The following is a 24,762-nucleotide window of genomic DNA, read 5'->3' on the forward strand; positions in this document are numbered from 1 at the left end:
TTCCCTCTAGTTGCCCCCAGCAACCAGACGTAAACTGGCCTTCGGTTCACATCGAAAGCTCGGAGACAGCATGCTCTGGAAGATCCTGGTTCGCTTCCTGCGGCCGCATCAACGGCTGCTGGCCGCCGTCGTGGTTTTTCAATTGGCGCAGTCGATCGCGTCCTTGTACCTGCCTACGCTCAACGCGGACATCATAGATAACGGCGTTGCCGCGGGGGACACGGATTACATCCTGCGCATGGGTGGCCTGATGCTGCTGATCACGCTCCTGCAGATCTCCTGCGCCGTGGTTGCCGTGTACTTCGGTGCCAAGGCTGCCATGGGAATGGGACGGGACGTCCGCGACGCCATCTTCAGCCGGGTGGGTGAATTCTCGGAACAGGAAGTCACCAGGTTTGGAGCGCCCTCCCTGATCACCCGGTCCACCAACGACGTCCAGCAAGTACAGCAACTGGTGCTGATGTCCTGCACGCTCATGGTCGCGGCGCCCATGCTCAGCATCGGCGGCGTGATCATGGCCGTGCGGCAGGACGCCCAGTTGTCGTGGTTGATCGCAGTCTGCGTGCCCGTCCTCCTGGTGGCTGTTGGCCTGATCGTGTCACGGATGGTGCCGCTGTTCCGCAAAATGCAGGTCCGCATCGACGCCGTGAACCGGGTCCTGCGCGAGCAACTCACGGGCATTCGTGTGGTGCGCGCGTTCGTGCGGGAGGACATGGAAACCTCCCGTTTCGGCAAGGCGAACGACGACGTCACTGATGTTGCGCTGCGGGCCGGCCGTCTGATGGCGCTCATGTTCCCGGTGGTCATGTTGGTGATGAACGTTTCCAGTGTGGCCGTGATCTGGTTCGGTTCGTTCCGGATCGAGGACGGTTCCATGCAGGTGGGAACCCTGATCGCGTTCCTGAGCTACCTCATGCAGATCCTCATGTCGGTCATGATGGCCACCTTCATGGCCGTGATGATCCCGCGCGCGTCCGTTTCTGCCGACCGCATCGGGGAGGTGCTGGAGACCGAGTCCAGCGTCAGGCCGCCGTCGAATCCTGTCACCGGCGGCATCCGCCGCGGGGAACTCGAAATGCGCGACGTCGGATTCGCCTACCCCGGCGCCGAACGGCCTGTGCTGAGCGGTGTGACGTTCACGGCGAAAGCCGGGCAAACCACTGCGATCATTGGGAGCACAGGAGCCGGCAAGACCACGCTGGTGAACCTCATGCCACGCCTGTTCGATGCCACCACAGGGTCAGTCCGAATGGACGGGGTGGACGTGCGGGAACTCCACCCGGACCTGCTGTGGGGGCATATCGGCCTGGTGCCGCAGAGGCCGTACTTGTTCTCCGGAACGGTACGCAGCAACCTTCAATACGGTAAGCCGGACGCAACCGAGGACGAACTCTGGCAGGCACTGCGGGTGGCCCAGGCGGATGACTTTGTGCGCGCAATGGAAGGTGGCTTGGACGCGGCCATCTCACAGGGCGGGACCAACGTCTCCGGTGGTCAGCGGCAGAGGCTGGCGATTGCCCGGGCGCTGGTAAAACAGCCTGAGCTCTACATCTTTGATGATTCGTTCTCTTCCTTGGACACAGCCACGGACGCCCGACTCCGGCAAGCGCTCAAACGCCATACCAACGGCGCTACCTTGGTGATCATCGCCCAGCGCGTCTCCAGCATCGCCGAGGCAGACCGGATTCTGGTACTCGACGACGGCAGGATAGTCGGGCAGGGCACGCACGATGAGCTTCTGGAAACGTCCGAAACGTACCGGGAGATCGTGTCCTCCCAGCTCGCGGCGGAGGAGGCGGCATGAGCACCACCACTGCTCCAGCCGGCGGTCGCGGACCCCAGCGCCCGGGAATGGGCCCGGGCAGGGGAGGACCCTTCGCTGGAATGAACATACCGGCCGAGAAGGCCTCCAACTTCAAGGCCTCGGCTCTGCGTCTCCTGGGAACCCTGCGGCCGGAACGGCTGTGGCTGACCCTGGTGCTGGTGTTCGCAATAGCCAGCGTTGCCTTGTCCGTGATCGGGCCCCGGCTCTTGGGCGAAGGAACCAACCTGATTTTCGCCGGCATCGTGTCCAAGCAGTTGCCCGCCGGGGTCTCCAAGGACCAGGTCATCGCGGGACTCCGTGCCTCGGGTGAGAACAGCAAAGCCGACATGCTCAGTGCCATGACCCTCACGCCCGGCGTCGGAATCGACTTCGCTGCGCTGTCCTCGGTCCTGCTGTGGGCGCTGGCCCTGTATGTCCTGGCTTCAGCGTTCGGTTGGATGCAGGCGTACGTGCTCAACGGCGTCGTGCAGCGGACTGTGTACCGGCTCCGCCAACGCATCGAAGCCAAAATCCATCGTTTGCCCCTTCGCTATTTCGACTCCATCCAGCGCGGCGAACTCCTGAGCCGCGTCACCAACGACGTCGACAACATCTCCCAAAGCCTGCAGCAATCCATCAGCCAAGTGGTCTCGTCCCTGCTGACGGTGCTGGGCGTGCTGGTGATGATGTTCCTGCTCTCGCCCCTGCTGGCGCTGATTGCCCTGGTGACCATCCCGCTGACGCTCGGAACCACCCTCTTCATTGCCAAGAGGTCGCAAAAGCTGTTCGTGGCCCAGTGGAAGAACACTGGTGAGCTCAACGGGCAGATCGAGGAAACCTACACAGGGCACGCCTTGGTGAAAGTCTTCGGCCGGCAGAACGAGGTTCAGGAGAAGTTCCGCGCCAAGAATGGTGAGCTCTACCAGGCAAGCTTCGGTGCCCAGTTCGTCAGCGGCTTGATCATGCCGGCCATGACGTTCATCGGGAACCTCGTCTATGTGGGAATTGCCGTGGTGGGCGGCCTGCAGGTGGCGTCCGGTTCCATGCAGTTGGGTGATGTGCAGGCATTCATCCAGTATTCGCGGCAGTTCACCATGCCGCTGGCGCAGCTCGGCTCCATGGCGAACATGCTCCAATCCGGTGTTGCCTCGGCAGAGCGCGTTTTCGATCTGCTCGACGAGGAGGAAGAGTCGGCCGAACCCGCTCCGTCGGGCGCCGGCGCAGGCCGGGGGCGGCTCGTCTTTGAGAACGTGTCCTTCCGCTACTCGCCGGACAAGCCACTGATCACGGACCTCAGCCTGGTGGCCGAACCCGGGCAAAGTATCGCGATAGTTGGGCCCACCGGTGCCGGCAAGACCACCTTGGTGAACCTGATGATGCGCTTCTACGAGCTGGATTCCGGACGGATAACGCTCGACGGCGTGGACATTGCTTCAATCTCCCGGCAGGAACTGCGCTCGCGGATGGGCATGGTCCTCCAGGACACGTGGTTGTTCGGCGGCACCATCCGCGACAACATCGCCTATGGCCGGCCCACGGCTTCCGAAGCCGAGATTATTGAAGCAGCCCAGGCCACGTATGTGGACAGGTTCGTGCGGTCCCTGCCGGAGGGCTACGACACCGTACTCGACGACGAAGGCGGCAACGTCTCGGCAGGCGAGAAGCAGCTGCTGACCATTGCCAGGGCGTTCCTATCAAGGCCTTCCGTGTTGATCCTGGACGAAGCAACCAGTTCCGTGGATACCCGGACCGAGGTGCTGGTGCAGAAAGCCATGAATGCCCTGCGCTCGGACCGGACCAGCTTCGTGATTGCGCACCGTCTCTCCACCATCCGCGACGCCGACCTCATCCTGGTGATGGAGGACGGGCAAATCGTGGAGCAGGGCACGCACTCGGAGCTCCTTGCTGCCGGCGGGGCGTACTCCCGGCTGTACGAGGCCCAGTTTGCGGCGCCGGTGGCGGAGGTCTGAGCGCTACCTTCGACGCCGGGCCACGGCATAGGAAGGTTCCCGCAGCCGCTTCGTCCAGTCGTAGGTCCCCGCCGTGGGCAAGGGATGAAGCACCGGATCGAACCGTTCAGCCGTGTCGTCGGCGTTGTCCGCGAGCCAGAGCGTCAGAGTTCCGAACCTGTTCCACGCGCCGAACGGGCTGGCATGACCAAGTTCCAACGTCCAGGGCCCTTTGCCAAGGAGGGAGCGGAAAGCGTCCGGCTTCATTGGCAGCTTCTCCGGTCCGCCGATTGTCCTCGCGGCGATGAGGACCGGGCCTGTCTGCGACTTGTACGGCATCATGCTGGAGAAAAAAGCGGCCGCCGCATTCCGCCGGAGCCGGAGGATGAAACGGCCAAGTCCCGTGGGGCCGGTGGTAGCCAGCAGCAGGTTCGAGACCTTGTCCTCCTCAGTGAAGCGCACGGCGAGACCAATGATGTCCGGGAAAGCGTCCGGTAGCCCAATCGACCGGGAGATACGGGCTTCAACCATCGTGCTGCCTGCCGCGTCCAGCCAGGGAATGCCAGAAGGCTCACGTGCGCCCGGGTCCCGGTCCAAGCTGCCCACCAAGCGGATTCCCTTGGGGTGGATTGGCCGGTGGGGGCGCGCAACTTTGATGGCTTGGAACACCCCAGCCAAGGCCTTGCCTGCAACGGCCTGCACTGTTCTTCTTACGGCCTCCATGCTGCTTACGGTCTCCACCTGTTCACCCTATGCGGGTCACCCCAGGAAAGACAGGAACCTGATGATATTGGATTGCGCCTCCCACTACGGCAAGCGGGATGGCCGCAACACGTTGGCGTCGCCGGCCTTGCCTGGATCCAGGGGCACAGTGCTGTGCAGAACGGCCGGCCCACGATGGAGCACCCCGCTTGAGATCACCTGGCACCGCACGCCACCGCGCCCCCGCATCGCTTTGTGGGCGCCAGGCGCGAGCATTTGGTCCATCCATGCGCAAGGATGCGCCGGTCGCCCGGCCTTCAGCCGCACCGCATCGCCGTCGGACTCGATGCTGAACTCATGCCCAAGCAGTGGAGCGAGTTCGACACCCCGTATAACCACGTTCCGCCGGGTCCGCAGGGGGTCGAAAGGCCCGGCACCAAGCTCCGCGGCCATGGCCTCGAGAGCCTCAATCGAAAACAAGGTCACTGCTGCGTCCATGTGTGCTGCCTTGCCGAAGAACCTGTCCCCAACAATTCCTTTGCCGGCAACCACCTCAGCCCGATCGGCGTCGGCTGTTGGAACGTCCGCCGCACCTTCGCGCGCGCGGCCAAAGTAGGCGTGCGCGGGCGACACCAAAAGGTGCAGCACTTCGACGTCGTACCTGAAGTCAGTCATGTCTCAACGCTAACCCTCGACCACCAGCGGTGTCTTCCGCGGTTGGCTCCTTGTGTCCTGCGCCGCAGCGCCGTTGGACTGGCAGGGATACAGTGGCACGGTGAACTTTGCCGAAGCCTCCGACGGCGCTGAACTCGCCTGGACATCGAAAGGCGAAGGCGAGCCAATGCTCCTCATCGCCGGTCAGGCCACGGCCTTGGATGGTTGGGGCCCGACGGCGGAACTTCTGTCCCGCTCTTACCGCGTCATCCGCTTTGATCACCGCGGGATTGGCCGGAGTGGGAACGGCGAAGCTGATCGCTACACCACTCGGCTCCTGGCGGAAGACGCAGCCGTGGTCCTCGACGCCGCCGACGCGGGTTCAGCCCACGTGTACGGTCACTCGATGGGCGGGCGCATTGGGCAATGGCTGGCCATCGACCACCCGCAGAAAGTCCGTACCCTGGTCCTCGCCGCGACGAGTGGCGGAAAGTGGCCGGATGCGGGAACCCAGCCGGACAAGGCAGCGCTGGAGGCCTTGGTGAGCGGTGACATGACCCGCCTGCAGCCGCACTTTTTCGATGCTGAATGGGCACGGAACAACCCCGAAGCCACCCACACCTTCTTCAACTCCCGGGCTTCGGCCTGGGCCAAGGCACGCCACTTCAAAGCCAGCCGCGAGCACAATGCCTGGAGCGAACTCGGCTCCATCGCCGCTCCTACGCTGATACTCCACGGCACCAATGACCTGCTGGCGCCCTTGCCGAACGCCCTGCTTCTCCGCGAGCACATCCCTCGTTCGGTCCTTGTCCGCGTACCTGGTGCGGGGCATGGGCTTCACCTGGACCATCCGGAGACTGTCGAATGGATCCGGCAGTTCATCGCGCGTAAGAGCGGCTAGCTCCCCGCGTGCAGGTGATGGACCAAGGCGTCCACAATGGGCAATTGTCCTTTGACAAGCTTGGTCCGGGCCACGGCTTCCTCGAACCACCGGGCGTCATCGATTTCGGGGAATTCCTTGATGGAACCTGAGCCTTTTGGCCATTCCATGGGGAACGTGTTGCTGACGATCTTTTCAGGTTGAAAATCACCGGCCTCAGCGGCGAACGCTGTGATGAGCTTCCCGGAAGGCTGTTTGAACACTCCCAACATTGCGTACTCGCCCGGAGGGGGTGGCGTGCCGATTTCCTCGGTGAATTCGCGTCGAGCGGCAGTCAACGCGTCTTCGCCGTCGGAAAATTCACCCTTGGGAATTGACCAGGCGTGCTGATCTTTTCGCGACCAAAACGGCCCTCCCATATGGGCTATCCATAGCTCCAATTGCCCGGCGCCAGCTTGCCGGAAAAGGATGATGCCCGCGCTGCGGATAGTAATGTTGCCTCCCCGGCCAAGATGCCTGCACATTTCAAGGAACACCTCAAGGCTACGCCGCTAAGTGCCACCGTTATCCAATCGATGTTAATTCCGGGATTTTGCGTGCCAATTTCGCTTCCTGCATGGCGCCGGCTACTCGATAATCGAGGAGTTGTACGTTCTCCGGGGGATGGACAGTACTGCGGCCAGCGGGACCAGCCGCTGGCATTCTGGGCGCATCAGCAGGAGGAAACAGCTATGGCACTGTCAGTGAGGCTCCTTCCACGTGGGGGAAGAAAAGCAATGGGGATGGCCGTGATTGCCGCGGTTGCCTTGTCGATGTTTGCGGGAACAGGTCCATCGCATGCGGCGGACACCACGCCCATGGCTGATGATCCTGGCCCGGTGGGAAGTTTTGCGTGGAAGGGATTCAATTGGCAGAAGCGCTTCTGGGGCGGAGCGCCCATGTACAACGCGAGCTGGGATGCCAATAATGTCAGCAACCCGGACGCCAACGGCTACGTGAAGCTGTCCATATCCAACCCGACGGGTTCGGCGCCCAAGGGGGCGGAATTCCAGTCCACCCGGGAAGGTTTCGGCTACGGGACTTACAGCACCACGGTGGAGAAGGACGTCAGTGCACTCCAAAAGGAAGTGGTGTGGGGTTGCCTTTTCACATACGACCCCAATGCCACCCCTGGCTACACGGAAATCGACCTTTGTGAAGCGTCTGCGTGGGGTGGCGGCGCTGCCTATGGCGAAAACTGGCCGGTCACCCAGGGGCATGGGTACTGGTTCGATGCCACATTGCCTCCAGGGCAGGGTAATAACACCGTCAATTTCGACGTCACGAATGCGCCGATCCTGACCCACCGGATGGTCTGGGAGCCGGGCAAGCTGACTTTCGAGACGTTCGCGGGGGAGGGCTACGATGGGCCGCTTCTGAAGAGAACAGTTCTGGAGGGGTCCACGGTTCCGACTCCTGCCAAGGAGCAGATCCACTTCAACCTGTGGGTCACTGGTGGCGGTGGCGGTGATGCGGCACATGTTGCACCGGAGTCAGTCACCATCCGCGACTTCTCCTTTGTTCCGGCAAACCAGCTCAGCGGACCGACTCCCACCATCACGGGCACGGCGGCTGTTGGATCAACGCTGACAGCTGTCCCGGGGACCTGGCCCGCCGGGACTGCCCTCACCTACCAATGGTTCAGGAATGGCAGCGCGGTTTCCGGAGCCACTGGCCCCATCCGCGTCCTGGCGGCCGCGGATCAGGGCTCAACCCTGACGGTCCGTGTCACCGGGAGCCTGACCGGATACGCCTCTGCCACCAAGGAGTCCAGCCCGACGCCGGCAGTGGTGGCCGGGACATTGGTCGCCCCGACCCCCACTATCAGCGGGACCCTCACGGTTGGTTCAACACTGACGGCCAATCCCGGAACCTGGACTTCCGGCACCACGCTGACGTACCAGTGGTACCGGTCCGGCGCTGCGATTGCCGGAGCGACGTCCAAGACCTACAAGCTCGTGAGCGCCGACCAGGCAGACACCATGAGCGTCAAGGTCACCGGAACCAAGGCCGGCTACACCACGGTATCCAGGACTTCCGCCAACACCGCTGTGATTCCCTAGGAGGCTGTCGGCAGGTTCTTCTGTGCCCGGACGGGAACAATCCTCTTGATCGCGAGTCCCAATGCCAGCATGGCGAAGGCGGCCAAGGCGAACCAGAAAAGGTCGCCTGCTCCGGTCATGGCGAGCGTTCCGGATCCCATTCCGGCTGCCGCTGCTCCAGCTGCGGGGGTTACGGGGCTGTTGTACATGAGTCGATTTACCAAACTTTCTTTCTATTAAGTGCTGCATCCAGGTAGGCCTTGGCGTGGACAGCCTGGAGGAAGACGTCGATCACTGTTTCGTACATGGTTGCGGCCAGCATCATGTACCTCCAGCCCCGGAACCGCACCGTGATGATGCGTTCCAGGATGAAGATGCCGGTGACCGCAACCCAGAAGGGCTGGAGGTTCAATCCCATCCCTGAAATAAGCGCGAACAGGATGGAGCCAAAGTAGGCCAGCGTCACGAGAACGCCGATCATGGAAAGGAATTGCCGGCCCCAGTAAGGCCTGGTCACTTTGGTCCATCCGTATTGCACGCAGTTCTCCACCGCGCCGCGCTTCCACCGGAGCCGTTGCGCCCACAGTTCGCGCCAGGTGGGCATCACCTCGGTGACCAGCGTGCAGTTGGCCGGGGAGGCGATGCGGTAGCCCAGCGTCAGCAGGGCGAAGGAGAGTTCGTTGTCCTCCGTGAGGACGGACGTATCGTAGATGCCGCCCGTGCCGTTCCCGGGAGGGAGGGTGCCCTTGAGACGGGCGGCGGCGACGTCGCGAAGTGTCTTGACGCGGAACAATGCTGCCGTGCCGGTAACCACCAAGCACTTGCCGTGGAGGCGCTTCACGTCGCGGGCATAGCGGGCATATTCGTTTCGCTGGAGGTGCCCCACGAAACCGCCTCCAGGGCCGCCACTGAAGACCCCGCCTACGGCGCCAAGGAGGTCGTCGGTGAGCAGGTTTTCGGTGGCGTTCTGTATGAAGTCAAGGGCGAGCTGGGAGTCGGCATCCTGGACCAGGATCAGGTCCTCCGGGTCGGCGTCGGGAAGAAGCCGGCTGAGGGCGAAGTTCAGGGCCCCGGCCTTCTTATCCTTGTTTCCCGCAGTGCGGATGACCTCGGCCCCCTGCGCCAGCGCGAGCTCTTCGGTGTCGTCCGTGCAGTTGTCAGCCACCACGATCACGCGGTCAGGGCGGCGGGTCTGGTTGTTCAGGGAAACGAGGGTTTCGGTGATACCGGCGGATTCGTTGTGGGCCGGAACCAGGACTGTCACTACGCCGCCGGCGGCGCGGTGGGATCCGCGCGGCGCCGCGGCCGTATCCGGTGCGTATGCCTGGACCGTGTTCTCGGTGAGCATGGTGACCCCTCCGTTCCTGCGTTGAAAGCGTTGTCTCATTTAGAGTTCCAACGCCAACGCAAGAAATGCCCAGGCAAAGCGTCAAGGGAAAATCAAGGTTTGCTCAGCATTTGCTTGAATCGTCACGCAATCCGGGGGTCCGGTACCGCAGCTTAAAAGCAAGAGGACGACGTCGGGAGGTCCCGGCGTCGTCCTCTTGCGTTCGTTTCGAGCTTCTTAGCGGCTCAGGCTGACCGTGAAGGTTTTCGGTCCGCTGAGGGTTACCGCGATTCCGCAGTTTTCTGCGGCGGCGCGGTGTGAGAGGGACTGGATGGCGGCATCGATGGTGTGGTCGATAGCCGACTTGTCCCAGATTTTCAGCGTGATGGAGTCAGTATGTGTCGTCATTGTCAGTACTTTCACTCAGGCTGTTGACAGCCCCAAGCCTCTTCGCCCGGGGCCGCATCCTCGTCGGTGAGGATTGCTGATTCAGCTTGTATGGGAACGGATTCCCTCATTCATGGTTCATGCTGCCCACCGTGATTGACAAGCGAATCCAGCCAAGTGTGACCGATTACACGTTCTTCATTACTCTGTGTAACCGGTGCTGATGCTGCGCTCCCGCCAACGCTCAACCTCCGCCCGCATGGCCTCCTCCACGGCGTTGTACGCATACATGGCGTCGGCGCCCAGCAAAAGAAACGCAGGTGTTTCCTCAGCCTCCACAGCGCTGATGATGACCTCCGCAGCCTTGTCCGGATCGCCTTGCTGGGTGCCGTGGACGGTGTCGTTTTCCTTGCGCCGCTTGCCGGCGGTCCCCGCATAGTCGTCGATCGCCTCGGCGGACTGGGTGAGGGAGCGTCCCGCGAAATCCGTCCGGAAACCGCCAGGTTCCACGGCCGTCACGGAGATCCCCAAGGGGGCCAGTTCCTTCTGCAGCGAACCGGAGATGCCTTCCAGTGCGGCCTTGGTTGCTGCGTAATAGCCCGAACCCGGCGGGCAGATGCGGGCACCGATCGAGGAGATGTTTACGATCGCGCCCGAACGCCGGGAACGCATGCCGGGCAGGACGGCCTTGATCATGGCGACAGGACCGAACACATTGGTGTCGAACAGGGTCCGGACATCGGCGTCGTCGCCCTCCTCAATCGCAGCGCGGTAACCGTAGCCGGCATTGTTCACCAGCACGTCCACGACGCCGAAGCGCTCTTCGGCCTGCTGAACGGCCGCATCCACCTGCGCCTGTTCGGTGACGTCGAGCGTTACGGCCAGTGCCGTCGTCGGGAATTCAGTGGCGAGGTCCTGCAGGCTCGCGGTGTCGCGGGCGGTGATGACGGCGTTATCGCCTTTCGCGAGGACCGCTTGGGCCAGCGCGCGGCCAAGTCCGGTGGAGCAGCCTGTGATGAGCCAGGTTTTCATGATGTTCCTTTCATGGGCGACCTATCCCACTGAACGCTACTCCCGGGCGCCGCGGGAGTGACGCCCTGTGCAGGTATTGGCAGTGCCTCCCTTGTCAGCCGACGTGGACCCACGGCCGCCGGCTCACGTCCGGTTCGGCCTCCCTCAGGACCTCGCGGGTCACCGGAGCGATCTCACCTTCGCCCAGGAACAGGAAACGCAGCAGGTTGGTGATGGGATTGCCCTCGGTCCAGCGGAAGTAGATGTGCGGCATCAGGCCGGTGACGTCGCGGATGTGCAGGAGCACGGAGGCGATGGTGTTCGCCACTACGGGGCCATGGACCTCCAGGATCCTGTATCCGTGGCGTTCGATGCCCTTGACGTGGAGTTCGGTCTCGAAATCGGAGGTGTCGTCCAGCACTACCTCAAGGAACAGCCCGTGGTAATTGAGGGGCAGGTGGCTGACCTCGATGGCCGAGAAGAGCTTCTCCCGATAAGCCTCAGCGGTGAGCCGGCGGGGCTCGTGCGCGATGAGCCTGATGGGCCCCGCACCGTCATCCAGGATGAACTCCAAGGCGTTCCGGTCCATGTGGACGTGCGTGGCGTGCAGCTCGAACGACCTCCGCACGCGGGACAGGAGCGAAATGCCGATGATCCCTGCAATGAAGACAGCAGCGATGCGAATGCCCTCCGGGCGCTCGACAATGTTGGCCACGGTTGTGTACACGAAGACGGCGGCAATGGCACCGAAGCTGAGCATGCGTTTGCGCTGATGACGACGGCGGGCGGACAGTGTCACCGCGAGGGCGGCCGACGTCATGAGCACCAGGACGCCGGTGGCGTAGGCACCGCCCTGGGCGTCGACGTCGGCATTGAAGGCAACGGTGATGAAGAATCCCACCAGCGTAAACACGAGAACAAGGGGTCGGACAGCCTTGGCCCAGTCGGGGGCCATTCCGTAGCGGGGGAGATAGCGCGGGACCAGGTTGAGCAGGCCGGCCATGGCGGAAGCGCCGGCGAACCACAGGATGCCGATGGTGCTGATGTCATACACCGTGCCAAAACCGAGTCCCAGGTACTCGTGGGCAAGGAACGCCAGGGCCCGACCGTTCGCCTGTCCGCCGGGCTCGAATTCATGGCCCGGGATGAGGACCACGGTGGTGAAGCTGGACGTGATGAGGAACGAGCTCATGATCAGCGCAGCTGTGGTGAGCATTCGACGGGTTCCCCGGATGCGGCCGGTTGGCTTGGCATCGGTGTCGTCAGGGTCGCCCTCTACCTGCGGCATGACGGCTACGCCGGTTTCAAACCCGGAAAGGCCCAAAGCGAGTTTCGGAAAGACGATCAACGCGATGGCCACGGCCATGAGGGGGTTGCCGTGCGATGTCCACAGCAGTTGCCACCAATCGCCCACGGCAGTTGGGTGCGTGAGGACCTCCACCACGGTGGTAGCGACCACCACCACATTCAAGCCCAAATAAAGGACCACAAGCACGACGGCGACGCCGATCGCCTCCTTGAAACCACGCAGGAACACGGCGGCCAGGAGGGCCAGGAGGAACAACGTCACGGCTACGTTTTGTCCCTGCAGCCAGGAGGGCATCACGGGGTTTTGGATCAGGTGGGCCGTGGCATCCGCCGCCGAAAGGGTCATGGTGATCATGAAGTCAGTGGCGGCGAAACCCAACAGGACCAGGACCAGCAGCTTGCCGCTCCACCGGGGGAGGAGTCGCTCCAGCATGGCTATGGAACCCTCACCCCGGGGGCTCTCGCCCGCCACCCTGCGATAGACGGGGAGAGCGCCGAGCAAGGTCACGGCAACAAGGACTATGGTGGCCAACGGTGAGATCACGCCCGCGGCCAAAGCGGCAATGGCTGGTTGGTAACCCAGGGTGGAGAAGTAGTCCACGCCCGTGAGGCACATGACCTGCCACCAGTGGTGCTTCTTCTCGTGGGCGGCAATGACGCCGCCGGGGCCTTGATGGCGCCCTTTGCTGTCCTGGAGGCCGAACAGCAGCCACGTCCGGAATGATGTCCAGCCCCCCGGCCTGGGTGCCGAGGGGTCTGCCGGCGGCCTGCTCAAGGTGGTCATGGGTGCCCTCCCAGCCCTGCATTCGTCGATCTGAGCTGAACTTAGCACCGCGCGGGTTGCTTGGCAGGGGAAGGGGAAGATTCTTGATGAGACCTTTACGCCCAGAGTTGGCTCCCGGGGCTTTCCAAGCCTTGAGAGCTATCCCCTGGCCGGGAGGTCCAAGGTATAGACCACCAGCTGCACCTTCGGTGCGGGCCGCTCCTTCTCACGCTCGGGCCGCCGGACGTAGCCCAGCCGGCGGTAGAGGCGTTGGGACGGCTCATTGTCGACGGCGGTGTCCAGTACCAGCCGTACCGCGCCCCGGTCTGCGGCAAGGCGGGCGGACTCGTCCAGGAGTCTCTGGCCAAGGCCTGTCCGGCGTGCCTCCGGCAGCACGGCGAGCAACCTGAGTTCCACCTCCCCTTCTTCTGCTTGCCGGCTGAGGCGTGAGCCAAAGGGCAGGAGGCTGGCAGTGCCCACCAGTCGCCCGGTCTCTGCGTTCTCGGCGACCAGCAATACGCCTTCCTGCGCCCTCGCGGCCGCGTCGAGGAGGAGGCCGAGCCGCTGCTCGTCGGGATGACGCGCGCCCGGAAGGTGATGGCCGAAGCCTTCGTACGTCAGCCGCCCCACGGCGTCGTACTCCTCGGGGCGCGCCTGGCGGATCACGAAGGTGCCGGTGGCGACCGTTGGTGTGGTGGTCATGGTTGTCCTTTCGCCTGCGGATCGAGTCCGAGGTGGCGGTGGTGCTGCCGCCGAAAGGCCCGACGGCGGCAGGTACTCAGCGCTCGGACGCCACCGATTCGGTGGACGCCTGAGCGGTGGCGACGGGCGGTGCCGGTTCGACGGGCGGTGCGGTGGGCCCGGTGGTGGGGACGCCGGCGTCGCGGAGGGCCGGGAAGCCGCCATCCACGTGGACAGCGTTGGCGTAGCCGAGGACCTGGAGCTTCTGCGCGACGGGTCGTGAACCGTTCACAGAGCCGCAGAACACCACGATTTTCTGGTCGGTGCCGGTGACCTGGGCAAGCCTGTGGGCGGATTCCGGGCTGAAGTCCTCCTCCACGTGCTCGCGGTTCACCACCACAGCGCCGGGGACTGCGCCGGTGCTGGCGCGGCCGCCTTCGCTGCGGACGTCGATCAGCAGGGCGCCTTCTTCGATGAGCTTGGCGGCGGCATCGGCGGTGACCAGCTGGGTGTCTTGGACTTCGGTTTCGTGTACGGCGGTTTCGATGGACATGGTGCTCCCTTATATAGGTGGTGGGTGAAATCGAAAAGGCTAGAGACCCCAGGCCTCGGCCAGCAACTGGTAGGAGTTCTGCCGGTCGGCGGGGTCAGTGTTGAGGTGGTGCTCCGCCAGCCAGTACCTCGAGTAGCCGGAAGCCCTTTGGCATGGCACGACACTACGGAGCGCGGAGCCCGGGCCCAAGCCGATCCGTCACCTCGCTCAACCGGGCTAAATCCTGCGAAATCCTGCGAAACGGACCGTCACAAGGGCTCCACTCCGGGGACTATGCGGGACGCCATCCAGACGAATTGTCCGGTGGGCAGCGGCAGCGCGTCGCCAACGCCCGGCCGGTTTTCCCATCCCAGTTCCTGATCCTCGCTCACGTCCGGTTGGCTTGGGGCGCACGCTCGTTCACGTCCCGTTGGTTTGGGGCGGATCCTCGTTCACGTCCCGTCCGTTTGGGGCAGACGCTCGTTCGCTTGTCTTCGTGCGTGAGGGTTGGTGGGGAAGGTGGTGGGATGTGCGTGAGGGTTGAGGGGAAGGTGGTGGGATGTGAGTGAAGGTTTGGGGGAAGGTCGAGGGATGTGCGTGAAGGTTGTCGGGGGTGGGGTACAAAAGTGAACATCAAGAAACGGAAGCTCACAGTTATTTCCTGTCACACCCTTGACCGCCCAGTTGAAACGCTGGTAGACCTTGATGTCGGAAAGCGTTTTCAGCTCCCGAAGACCCCCAACTCGCACAAGTAGGGTTCGTCGGCGAATATGAATGAAACGTTCCAATCTGCGAGGTTGCAGACCCACTGCAACCCGGCATCAAAGGAGATGTTCTATGGCTTACCCCTTGAAATGTTCCCCGAAACCCCGCCGTGCAAAGGTCTTGCCGCTGGCGGCCACTACTTCCCTCGCGGCAGCAGCCCTCGTCTTCACGGGCGTTCCCTTGGCTCAGGCAGCAACCGCGCCCACGACGCAAGGCAACCTTCCCGCCGTCGTCCCTTCCGCGAAGGATCCTGCATCCCTGAAGCGGCAGGTGGAGAACCTGGACCGGGCGCCAGTTGCGGTGCTGACCGACCAGGGCGTTACGGTGAGTTGGCGCATGCTGGGCCTGGACAAGGACAGCGTCGGCTTCCAGGTGTTGCGCGACGGCGTCAACATCACCCCCGAACCCGTCCGCAACTCAACCATGTTCGTGGACCCTGCCGGCACTGCGACGTCGAGCTACGTGATCAAGACCGTCGGCAACGGACAGGGGCAGGACAAGCTGACCGAGGCCGTCACCCCGCTCGCTCAGAACTACCTGGCCATCAAGCTGGACAAGCCGGCCGACGGCGTTACCCCGGACGGCAAGGCCTACACCTACTCGGCCAACGATGCCACAGTGGCCGACCTCGACGGCGACGGCAAGTACGAGGTCATCCAGACGTGGTCGCCGTCGAACGCGAAGGACAACTCGCAATCCGGCTACACGGGCAACGTCTATGTGGACGCCTACAAGCTGGACGGCACCAAGCTGTGGCGCATCGACTTGGGCCGCAACATCCGCGCCGGCGCGCACTACACCCAGGTTTTGGCGTACGACTTCGACGGGGACGGCAAAGCGGAGGTCTCGTTCAAGACGGCAGATGGCACCACGGACGCGGCCGGCACGGTGATCGGCGACGGCAACGCGGACTACCGCAACAGTGCCGGCTACGTGCTGGCCGGCCCCGAATTCCTCACGGTCTTCAAGGGCGAGACCGGCACCATCCTGGACACGGTTGCCTACGAGCCTGCCCGTGGATCCGTGGCCGGATGGGGTGACAATTACGGCAACCGCGTGGATCGCTTCCTGGCCGCCGTGGCATATCTCGACGGCGAACACCCCTCGCTGATGTTCAGCCGCGGCTACTACACCCGCACGGTGCTGGTGACCTACGACTTCGTGAACGGCAAGCTCGTGAAGCGCTGGACCTTCGATTCCAACCAGGCCGGCGACGAGTACAAGGGCCAGGGCAACCACAACCTCTCCGTGGCCGACGTGGACCAGGACGGCAAGGACGAGTTCGTCTTCGGCTCCATGGCCATCGATGACAACGGACAGCCGCTCTACAACACCAAGCTGGGCCACGGCGACGCCATCCACACGGGGGACCTTGACCCGTCCCGTCCCGGGCTGGAGACGTTCGCCGTCCACGAGTCCATGAGCCAAAGCGGCAATCGTGGCGCGACCTTCCGCGACGCCGCCACGGGAGAAGTGCTGTGGAGCATCCCGGCCATCAAGGACACGGGCCGTGGTGCCGCCGGTGACATTGATCCGCGCTATGAAGGTGCCGAAGGCTGGGCCGTGGGCGGTTCCGCTGCCTGGGACTCGCCCGTCGGTCAGCTGATGTCGGCCAAGGGTGAGCTGATTGCTGAGAACATCCCGGCCGCGAACTTCCTGGCATGGTGGGACGGGGACCTGCTCCGCGAGATCGTCGACCACGATTACGACGCGACGGTCTCCCGTGGAGTGCCAACCATCAGCAAGTGGAATTGGGTAACCGAAACCAGTGACCGCCTCCTGACCGCGGATGGCGCACGCAGCAACAACACCACCAAAGGCAATCCCTCCATCCAGGCGGACATCCTGGGTGACTGGCGCGAAGAAATCGCGTGGCCGTCCACGGACAGCACCGAGCTGCGGATCTACACCACCACGTCTCCCACCGAGGTTCGACTGCGGACCTTGATGCACGACACCGTGTACCGCACGGCCGTCGCACGGGAAAACGTGGCCTACAACCAGCCGCCTCACCCGAGCTTCTTCATCGGTGAGGGCATGCAGGCCCCGGCTGCGCCCGCTGTCGTCTATACCGGCCGTAAGTAGGGCAACGCGGGGTCACATTTGGCCCTTTGGGACGCCCTTTATGGGCGAAATGTGACCCCGCGTTGGGTTGTCAGTGTTGGCCGAGCGTTCCACCCAACGGTGGGATGGCTCCGGGACCGTCCCCGTCCTTGCGTTCGGCCTTGCTGCGCGTATCGCTTTCGGCGGTGCCGTCCGAGTCGCCGTCGACGTCCGCCAGGCCGTTGGTCTGGTCGAACGGGTGGTTGATGGGGTCGACGATCGGAGTGGTCTCCGAGGCGTCTGTTGAATGCCCGGCAGTGCCGGTCTCTGGTGCCTGCTTCTCGATGTACTCCTTGAACTTCTTCAAGTCCGACTCAGCCTGCCTCTCAACAATGTGCAATTTGTCCCCCAGGAATTCCAGGACGCCGTGGGGTTCGTATTCCAAGGTCAGGTGCAGGGACGTCTGGCTGGGCCCGGCTTCCTTGAACTCCACCCAACCTGCGTTCTTGACACCCTCGACGGCGGCCCACGCCACCGCCCGGTTGACGTCCTGCTGGACTATCTTGGCTTCCCAGGTCCGGTGGACGCCCGCGATCTCGGCCACCCATTCAAGGCGGTCATCGCCAAGCCGGGTCACACGTTGCACGCCGCCCATGAAGTGCGGGAATTCCTCGAACTGTGTCCATTGCCTGTAGGCCGTACTGACCGGAACGTTGACCATGATTGTCTTGTTCACTTTCGTGGTCACCATGTCCTCCTCCTGCTCGATTCGATATTGATAAGCATGCTTACATTATCGAGCTTTTTGAGGGGGAATCACAGCCCTGGGGGCATCGGAATCAGGAGATCACGCGACCGTTTTGGACGAGGAACTCCAGGTGCTCGGAGATGTCCGCCAGCACGGAGATGTCTTCCACGGGGTCTGCGCCCAGCACCAGCATGTCGGCGTCGGCGCCAGGCGCGATCACGCCAAGTTCACCTTCGCGCTCAAGCAGCATCGCCGCCGTCGTGGTGGCTGAACGGATGGCGTCGATGGCGGGCTGGACTTTGCCCAGCAGCCTGAACTGTTCGTTCTGGTGGCGGTGCATGCCGCCCAGGAGATCGGAGCCGAAGGCCATTTTCACGCCGGCCTGGTGGGCTCGCGAAATGGCTTCGAGTCCGCTGGTGAGCACGGCGTCCACTTTGGCCCACATCTCCTCTGTCAGCCCGAATTCCTTGCCCTCTTCCTTTAGAGCCCAATAGGTCACCAGCGTGGGAACCAGGAAGGCGTCCTTCTCCAGGAAGAGGCGCAGGCTTTCGTCGTCCAGGAGGTTGCCGTGTTCGATCGAGCGTACGCCGGCTTCCAGTGCGCGGTTGATGGCGCGGGCGGTGTAGGCGTGGGCCGCCACGTATCGGTTGGCAGCCTCCGCTTCCTCCACCGCGGCACGCATCTCTTCCATGGAGTACTGAGTGGAGTCGATACGGTCCGTGGGGGAGGACACGCCGCCGGACGCCATGATCTTGATGTGGTGGGCGCCTTTGCGGATCTCATCCCGGGCAGCTGCCCGGACCGCGTCCACGCCATCGGCCACACGGCCGATTCCGCAGCAACCGCGGCCGTTGGGGTCATGGTCTTCACCGGGCAGGCGCATGTCGCCGTGGCCGCCGGTCTGGCTGAGGGCATGGCCGCAGAAGTGGATCTTTGGACCCTCAAGCAGGCCCTCCTCCTGCGCCATTGCCAGTCCGAAATCTGCGCCGGACAGGTCGCGGACCGTAGTGAAGCCCCGGTGCAGCATCTCTCCCATGATCCGGGCAGTCTGCGCGTAGACATACGACGCCGGCGTATACGTCAGGGAGCGGAAGTCGGCGCTCGATGCCACCACGTGGACGTGCGCATCGATCAGCCCGGGAATGACGAACTTGCCCGTGCCGTCGATGACCCGGGCACCGTTGGGTGCCTCGGCATTCGGCCCGACGCTGCTGATCTTCCCTTTAATACTGACGACGTCGGCAGTTGAGTAGGTGCCTGCGCCCACGTCCAGGACGTTTGCGTTGCGGATAACGAGGGGCGGGGTTTCAAGAGTGGTGCTCACGTTAAACAGTGTCCTTCCCGGGGACTTCGGGGACTTCGGGTACTTCGGTGGGATGGGCTTCGAAGGCTTGGACCAGTGCGGCCAGGTTCCGGTTGATGGTCCCGACGGCGGTGTCCACGCTTTGCTGCGTGTACTTGCCTTCAGCATCCAGGAGTGCCAGGACGCCTACGACGTTGGATTGGGGATCGAGGACCGGCACGTTGATGACGCCGCCACAACCGAGTTGCTGGATTAGTTCGGAATCCGAGAAGACTTCCCGGAGCGCGGCCAGGTCCGGGGCCAGGAACGGTTTCTTGTCTTCGATCACCGTTCCCAGCCAGCCGGGGGAGATCTCCACGGTCTTTTCTCCGCCTACCGGGTACTCCGCTGGGTGGCTCGTAAACAGCCGCCGCAGGCCTGAGCGCTGCGGGATCCATTGGAGCGCGGTGAAGAGGATGACACCTGGGTCCCGCTGCAGATCGTCGAATACCTGCTGGAAAGTGATGTCGGTTTTCATGAAGTTTGTGTTCATTTGCTTGCGGTCCTTGCTGATGCTGCGTCGTGCTCGGCTCGGGCGTTGATGTCCTCCAGCGATTTGCCTGCAGTGGATGCTCCGAAGACCACGACGCCCAGGACTCCGATGGTCAGCACCACTGTTGTCATGGTGAAGACGCCGCCGAAGCCGAGGGAGGCTGCGAACACGCCGATGATGGACGGTGCGAGGATGCTGCCGATTCGGCCCACTGCACTTGCCAGGCCGACGCCTGTGGCTCGCATCCAGGTGGGGAAGAGCTCGGGGGTGTAGGCATACACGCCGGCGTAGGTTCCGTTGAGGAAGAAGGACAACGTTGCAGCGGCGATCAGGATCATGCCGGAATCGCTGGATTGGCTCAGCCAGAATGCACTGAGTGCGGAACCGGCCAGGTACAGGGCGATGGTGTTCTTGCGGTCGATCCTGTCGCACAGCCACGCGGCTGAGAAGTAGCCGGGGATTTGCGCGAGATAGATGATGATTGAATATTCGAAGCTCTTGGTGATGGTGATGCCCCGGCCCACAAGGAGGGTGGGAATCCAGGAGAAGAAGCCGTAGTAAGAGAACGTGATCACGAACCAGATCAACCAGATGACGGCCGTCCGGCGCCGCATGGCCCTGGACCACATGAACTTCAGTGCGTTCCAGATGCTGATCTTCTGCTCGTGCTTGGTGATCTCCTGCTGGGCCGTCGGGTCGCTCGGGACGGGAGGAAGTTCCTTGCCGGTGGCATCCCTGACGCTCTGTTCGAACCGTTCAACAACGTCCGTTGCTTCTGCGATGCGTCCTCGGCTCATCAGGAAACGCGGAGATTCCGGGAGGCTGCGCCGCCACCAGAGCAGGAGCAGGATAGGTACGGCAGTAACCACCTGGGCCCAGCGCCAACCGTCTTCGCCCAAGGGAACGATGAACCGGCCGATCAGCGCAGCACCTACGAATCCGAAGGAGAAGAAGCCGGCCAGGGTGCCGATGAACCAGCCCCTGCGCTTGGGTGGGATGAACTCCGACAGGAACGGCGCAATGATGACGCTCTCCGCGCCGGCGCCCAGTCCTGCAAAGACCCGTGCAATCAGGAAGATCTCAAAGTTCGGTGCCATGGCCGCGACGATGGACATGAGGCAGTAGAAGGCCAATGCCCAAAGCATGACCTTCTTGCGGCCAAAGCGGTCACCCATCCACCCGGACAGGATGGCGCCGAAGAAGAATCCGAGCGGGGCCGCTGATCCCACCAGGCCAAGGCTGGCGGTGCTGAGACCCCACAATTCCTGGATTCGCGGGAGCAGGAACGCGACAACCGCCCCGTCCATGCCGTCGAATGAGTAGCCGAGGCCGCCGATGAGGAGAAGCTTGTAGTGTGGTCGACTGAGGGCCAGGCGATCCAAGCGTGCTGTGAGAGACATGGTGATTCCTGCCAAGGGATGGGCCAAGTTGTACATTTATGAGAATATGCACGGATCTGTGCAGAAGTGATGTTTCGAAGTTACGGCCAAATGTGAGGTAGGTCAATAGGTGGAAGAAGATTTCGACGCGTCAACATTGACCGAGTGGCTGGACAGCCGTGTCCAAGGCCGGAAGCTCGCGGCGCGCCAACTCCAGGTGGTAGGCATCCTTCGATCCCAGCCCAGGCTGGCTTCCTACGGCTCTGTCAGCGACATCGCCGGAGCGGCCGCTTCGAACGCCTCCACGGTGACCAGAACGGCGCAAACACTGGGATTCAAAGGATGGGCCGACTTCCAATTCGAGCTCAGGTCGCGGTTCCTGGCTTCACTGAGCGCTGTCGAAGTGGCTGCGGAACACAACGGACATATCAACAGCCCCGCGCAGGCCGCAGTCTCCACGGATCGGGCCAACCTGGCCCATTTTGAGCGGACCCTGGATGCGAACACCCTTCACGACATTGCGAAGGCGATTGCGGGGGCGCGGCAAACCTTCATAGTCGCAGCGGGCAGCTATGCCATCCCGGGCAAAGCACTGGAGCACAACGCGATCATCGCCGGCTACAACGTCCGGCTCCTCGATGCCGACGTCGCCGCCCTCACCAACGCCATTGCACGGCTTGGTGCAGAGGACCTGGTCATCGCAATCAGTCTCTGGCGCGTCTATGACAGCACCATGCGGGCGGTCGAGATCGCGCACAACCTGGGCACGCCCATAGCCTCCATCACGGACAGCGCAGGATCGCCAGTAGCAGTGCATGCCGAGCACCGGATCGTGGTGCCCACGGAAGGTGCCGGCTTCTTCCCATCACTCACAGGTGCGGTGTCCGCAGTCCAGGCGATCGCCGTCGAACTCGCTTCCCTGGACCGTGAGCGGTCCAACCAGAACATCGCAGCGTCAGAGCGGACATGGGACCAGATGCGGATCATGCATCCGCGCTCCACTTCCTAAGGCCGTGGCATCCTGACCCTCTTTGGGCGCCAGTGCATCCAAAAGCAACCCCGTTGGGTTGCATTCCGCTGGCCGCGGCGGCAAAGAGGGTCAGGAGCCAACAGGAATTACGACGCCGGGACCTCCCCGGCGGGCAACTCGCCGCCGATGAGGGCCAGGTTTTGGATGACGGCGAGGCCGAATTGGGCGGTGTCGTTGGTGGAGACTGTTGGGGCCTCGTCGACGGGCTGGAGCACGTAAGGCGGCAGGATCTTCTTCAGGGTGAAAGCCTCGGTGTGATTCAGGTTTTCCCCACCTTCGGCGAAACTTTCCCACGCCAAGGTCGCCAGCTCCGGAGACCCAAGTTTCGCCGCAGCATAGGCGGTGAGGCGGCTGTGGGCCTGCGTGAGGTAGATGCCTGCCAAGGGTTGGCCAACTTCCGCGGCCTGCTCATCCGGGGAGGCAAGGAACAGCCGGCAATACTGCATCCACGCTTTCTCGAAGGCGGCGTCCGGTACCAAACTGATCAGTTCGCTGCAGATTTCCACCAAGCCGAACACGGCGCTCAGGTGCGAGACGCTGATGGCTTCGCGGCCGGCGTCGAACCTTCCCTGGTCCAGGTCGTAGAGGGCCTCGCCGGTAAGGAAGCCGTACTTGAGGGCGCCGATATCTGCCATGGTGCCCAGCAGGCGGTCGCGCGAGCGGGCGTTGCCTGTGCGCTCCCAGTCGGTGAGCCAGGTGGCTGCCAACGAGCCCCAATCCGTACCTAGCCCGACTCCCAAGGCGCCGCGATCCGGGCGGTAGGTATCGGCGTCGGGCCTGACCTTCCGCACCGGGTCCAACCCAAGGAAGTTCTGGTCGCTGTCCACGAGATCGGTCAGGAGGTCGCCGGTTCGTTCGTCCGCGGTCAGGTAGTAGTAGAACCGCCTGTAGGCGGGGGTGCTGATGCGAAGCTGCTTGGCGCTGCAGCCCCAGTGCTGCACATTGTGCCGTGAGCCCAGGCCACGCCATGGGCCCACATGGTAAACGTCGACTTCGCCGGTGTGGCGGGTCATGGCCTCGGCGAAGCGGAAGACGTCGGCCCGGCCGGTGCGCAGGTACATGTACCAGAGCCAGAGATCGGGGGACAGTTCGGAGTTGTCCCAGGCATAGCCGCCCACGTCGTAACGCCACACGTGCCGGTCCGTGTCGTAGGTGTGCATCACGTCGCCGTAGTTCCAGAACCCGTACCACCGTCGCTGCTCTGTTTGGCCTTGGTAGAAGTCGAAGAGGAAATCCAGCTTGTCCTCGAGCTCCGCGCGGGCCGGGGTGCTGCGGTCCACCGGGTCCCAGTCGCCGAAGACTCCGGCCGAGTGGAGGTACGACGGCGACGGCTGCAGCACCGGGGGAGCGGACGCGGCATGTGCGTCATCGGCGAGGCTTTCCGTGGACGGCGTGGAGTCATAGGCAAACAGTGTCAGCTCATGCGTGCGGGCGATTCCCGTGGGATTGCCGAAGCCGGGTTCGTAGTCCTCATATGTGATCTCCAGGCCTTCAAGCTGCTCTTCGAAGGTGTCCTGGCCCAATCCATCATGGTAGAAGCGGAGATCCATTGCTTGGGCTTCGGGGGAGTAGAGCCAGGCCGTGACCGTTGCTTCCGTCGAGGCGGCACCCCGGATGTCCAGCTGGCCGGGGTGGGACTGCCAGAAGTCCTTTACCCCAATACCAAAACCGCCCCTCAGGTCGCTGAGCGAGCAGAAACCGGCTGACCTCGTGCCACCCGATATGCCCACCCACCCGTGGCCGGCAGCTGTTCGTTTGCGGAGGTCAAAACCGTCGGCCGTCAGTTGGGTCAGCGTGTAGTCGTTCCACGCCGGGATCAGGTGGAGGCGTTCTGAGACCAGCGGACTCCACTCGCTGAGCGGGGGCGTGGGCTGCCCGGAGATCTGGGCCCGCCTGACGGCTTCGCCCGGGTCGCGCCGTAGGCCGGTCAGCCCACGGACTGCTTCCACCAGGAAACCGCCGTCCGCACCGGCGATTCGGATGTGCCTGTCGTGCAGTTCACTGGCCAGCGGGACGGTGAACCGCACGCCCAGCCCGGCAAGGAAATCCTCTTCGGCGTTGCCGTCCCAGATGAACGAGTGCACCATCCGGACATTCCGGGCGCCGGCGTAGAAGTAGAAACGAACAGTGAACGGGAGCCATCCGCGCTCGCCTGTATCTGCGCGGTGCTGTCCTTCGACCCGGACGACGGCGCGGACCGGCCCACGCTGCTCCACGGTCACGCGGGTGGTGTGCCCGGTGAAACCTTCACGCTCCGAGGTTCCTGCACCCTCGGCCATGCCCTTTTGCAACAGGCTCACCAGCCGTGCGTCCCGCGCCACCACTTCGCCGTCGCGCCGCAGCTCGCCGAAAAGGCTCGAGCCGCTGCGGTGCAGGACCATGTCCAGGCTTCCGGTGCTGACGGTTACTGTCTGTTCGGTCTCGTTGACCGTCACCGCGGGTGAGGTTTCGACGGCGGCTGCCGGGCCGGCGTCGTCTGCTTCCGGTGTGGTGGTGACGTCGTAGTGCGGAGCTGGGTGGTCCGTAGCGCCCAGGGCGATGCCCGCCCATTTGAGGGAACCATCGGGCCAGGTGGCCAACGGCCAGGCTTGGGCGTTGACGGAATTTCCCCTGGGATCGAGGACGGTCAGTTCGGCGGCGTCCTGCACCGTGCCTCGCTGGAACGGCATCCCCCACGTGGTGCCGATATTGAGCCTGGCAGGCGGTTCGTCATCGATCCACGAGATCCTGGCTTGAGTCATGCTGAGTCCACCTAAGGTTGGAAAGCGCTTTCTTGAGACGTTTCAATAACTTACCCCCGGGCCGCGCAAGCCGCAAGGGGTATCCACCCTGCCAAGAGCAACCCGGGGTCACTTATGGCCCATGTTTGCCACTCAGATGGGC

22 protein-coding genes are annotated in these 24,762 nt (G+C 63.3%); 6 read left to right on the forward strand and 16 right to left on the reverse strand.

Features of this window, described 5'->3' with window-relative positions; all coding sequences use genetic code 11:
* The first annotated feature begins 70 nt into the window (after positions 1–70).
* Together AB0N72_RS18345 and AB0N72_RS18350 are read left to right on the forward strand one after the other, a co-directional pair.
* Positions 71–1,804 (forward strand): ABC transporter ATP-binding protein, encoded by a 1,734-nt coding sequence (locus AB0N72_RS18345; protein WP_363933756.1) that lies wholly within the window; start codon positions 71–73, stop codon positions 1,802–1,804.
* Positions 1,801–3,774: an ABC transporter ATP-binding protein gene (locus AB0N72_RS18350; protein WP_363933758.1), complete on the forward strand. Its 1,974-nt coding sequence runs from the start codon at positions 1,801–1,803 to the stop codon at positions 3,772–3,774. Before AB0N72_RS18345 ends, AB0N72_RS18350 begins: the two co-directional genes overlap by 4 nt.
* Positions 3,775–3,777: 3 nt before the next feature.
* On the opposite strand, the gene AB0N72_RS18355 is transcribed toward AB0N72_RS18350, so the two are convergent.
* Entirely contained in the window at positions 3,778–4,494 is a 717-nt protein-coding gene (locus AB0N72_RS18355) for a hypothetical protein (RefSeq protein ID WP_363933760.1), read from the reverse strand.
* A 66-nt stretch (positions 4,495–4,560) separates the two neighbouring features.
* Entirely contained in the window at positions 4,561–5,130 is a 570-nt protein-coding gene (locus AB0N72_RS18360) for an MOSC domain-containing protein (RefSeq protein ID WP_363933762.1), read from the reverse strand.
* A gap of 100 nt (positions 5,131–5,230) precedes the next feature.
* Between AB0N72_RS18360 and AB0N72_RS18365 the strand changes: the two genes are divergently transcribed.
* Entirely contained in the window at positions 5,231–6,010 is a 780-nt protein-coding gene (locus AB0N72_RS18365; RefSeq protein WP_363933763.1) for an alpha/beta hydrolase, read from the forward strand.
* Here AB0N72_RS18365 and AB0N72_RS18370 read toward each other — a convergent pair.
* Positions 6,007–6,483: an NUDIX domain-containing protein gene (locus tag AB0N72_RS18370; RefSeq protein ID WP_363933854.1), complete on the reverse strand. Its 477-nt coding sequence runs from the start codon at positions 6,481–6,483 to the stop codon at positions 6,007–6,009. The genes AB0N72_RS18365 and AB0N72_RS18370 overlap by 4 nt on opposite strands.
* A gap of 237 nt (positions 6,484–6,720) precedes the next feature.
* Here AB0N72_RS18370 and AB0N72_RS18375 point away from each other — a divergent pair, with 237 nt between their 5' ends.
* Positions 6,721–8,091, forward strand: coding sequence for a hypothetical protein (locus AB0N72_RS18375; protein ID WP_363933764.1), 1,371 nt, complete (start codon positions 6,721–6,723; stop codon positions 8,089–8,091).
* Here AB0N72_RS18375 and AB0N72_RS18380 read toward each other — a convergent pair.
* From AB0N72_RS18380 to AB0N72_RS18415, 8 genes are all read right to left on the reverse strand, one after another.
* Positions 8,088–8,279, reverse strand: a complete 192-nt coding sequence (locus AB0N72_RS18380; RefSeq protein ID WP_363933766.1) for a hypothetical protein — start codon at positions 8,277–8,279, stop codon at positions 8,088–8,090. The genes AB0N72_RS18375 and AB0N72_RS18380 overlap by 4 nt on opposite strands.
* An 8-nt stretch (positions 8,280–8,287) precedes the next feature.
* A complete protein-coding gene (locus AB0N72_RS18385) occupies positions 8,288–9,418 on the reverse strand; it encodes a glycosyltransferase family 2 protein (protein ID WP_363933768.1) in 1,131 nt (376 codons plus the stop codon).
* 216 nt (positions 9,419–9,634) lie between these two features.
* On the reverse strand, positions 9,635–9,805 hold the full coding sequence (locus AB0N72_RS18390) for a hypothetical protein (protein ID WP_018778796.1): 171 nt from the start codon (positions 9,803–9,805) through the stop codon (positions 9,635–9,637).
* A 180-nt stretch (positions 9,806–9,985) separates the two neighbouring features.
* The gene (locus AB0N72_RS18395; RefSeq protein ID WP_363933770.1) at positions 9,986–10,816 is read right to left on the reverse strand and encodes an oxidoreductase; all 831 of its coding nucleotides are present in this window, start codon (positions 10,814–10,816) and stop codon (positions 9,986–9,988) included.
* Positions 10,817–10,910: 94 nt separating this feature from the next.
* Positions 10,911–12,887, reverse strand: coding sequence for an amino acid transporter (locus AB0N72_RS18400; RefSeq protein WP_363933772.1), 1,977 nt, complete (start codon positions 12,885–12,887; stop codon positions 10,911–10,913).
* A 138-nt stretch (positions 12,888–13,025) separates the two neighbouring features.
* Positions 13,026–13,568 carry a GNAT family N-acetyltransferase gene (locus AB0N72_RS18405; RefSeq protein WP_363933774.1) on the reverse strand — a complete coding sequence of 181 codons (543 nt, stop codon included), beginning with the start codon at positions 13,566–13,568 and terminating at the stop codon, positions 13,026–13,028.
* A 76-nt stretch (positions 13,569–13,644) separates the two neighbouring features.
* On the reverse strand, positions 13,645–14,100 hold the full coding sequence (locus AB0N72_RS18410) for a rhodanese-like domain-containing protein (protein ID WP_363933776.1): 456 nt from the start codon (positions 14,098–14,100) through the stop codon (positions 13,645–13,647).
* Between the two features lie 248 nt (positions 14,101–14,348).
* Positions 14,349–14,471 (reverse strand): hypothetical protein, encoded by a 123-nt coding sequence (locus tag AB0N72_RS18415; protein ID WP_363933778.1) that lies wholly within the window; start codon positions 14,469–14,471, stop codon positions 14,349–14,351.
* 445 nt (positions 14,472–14,916) lie between these two features.
* On the opposite strand from AB0N72_RS18415, the gene AB0N72_RS18420 reads away from it, so the two are divergent.
* Positions 14,917–16,929 carry a rhamnogalacturonan lyase gene (locus tag AB0N72_RS18420; RefSeq protein ID WP_363933780.1) on the forward strand — a complete coding sequence of 671 codons (2,013 nt, stop codon included), beginning with the start codon at positions 14,917–14,919 and terminating at the stop codon, positions 16,927–16,929.
* A gap of 70 nt (positions 16,930–16,999) precedes the next feature.
* Here the strand turns inward: AB0N72_RS18420 and AB0N72_RS18425 are convergent, their stop codons facing one another.
* The 4 genes from AB0N72_RS18425 to AB0N72_RS18440 all read right to left on the reverse strand — a co-directional run bounded on the left by AB0N72_RS18425 (position 17,000) and on the right by AB0N72_RS18440 (position 20,870).
* Entirely contained in the window at positions 17,000–17,635 is a 636-nt protein-coding gene (locus AB0N72_RS18425) for an SRPBCC family protein (protein WP_363933856.1), read from the reverse strand.
* 91 nt (positions 17,636–17,726) lie between these two features.
* A complete protein-coding gene (locus AB0N72_RS18430) occupies positions 17,727–18,959 on the reverse strand; it encodes an amidohydrolase family protein (protein ID WP_363933782.1) in 1,233 nt (410 codons plus the stop codon).
* A 1-nt stretch (position 18,960) separates the two neighbouring features.
* Entirely contained in the window at positions 18,961–19,455 is a 495-nt protein-coding gene (locus AB0N72_RS18435) for a GAF domain-containing protein (protein WP_363933783.1), read from the reverse strand.
* Positions 19,456–19,466: 11 nt separating this feature from the next.
* Positions 19,467–20,870, reverse strand: a complete 1,404-nt coding sequence (locus tag AB0N72_RS18440) for an MFS transporter (protein WP_363933784.1) — start codon at positions 20,868–20,870, stop codon at positions 19,467–19,469.
* Between the two features lie 109 nt (positions 20,871–20,979).
* On the opposite strand from AB0N72_RS18440, the gene AB0N72_RS18445 reads away from it, so the two are divergent.
* Positions 20,980–21,858, forward strand: coding sequence for a MurR/RpiR family transcriptional regulator (locus AB0N72_RS18445; protein WP_363933785.1), 879 nt, complete (start codon positions 20,980–20,982; stop codon positions 21,856–21,858).
* A gap of 107 nt (positions 21,859–21,965) precedes the next feature.
* On the opposite strand, the gene AB0N72_RS18450 is transcribed toward AB0N72_RS18445, so the two are convergent.
* Positions 21,966–24,620, reverse strand: a complete 2,655-nt coding sequence (locus tag AB0N72_RS18450; RefSeq protein WP_363933787.1) for a Tat pathway signal sequence domain protein — start codon at positions 24,618–24,620, stop codon at positions 21,966–21,968.
* Between the last annotated feature and the right edge of the window lie 142 nt (positions 24,621–24,762).

Source organism: Paenarthrobacter sp. NPDC089307 (assembly GCF_040685055.1).
Lineage (GTDB): Bacteria > Actinomycetota > Actinomycetes > Actinomycetales > Micrococcaceae > Arthrobacter.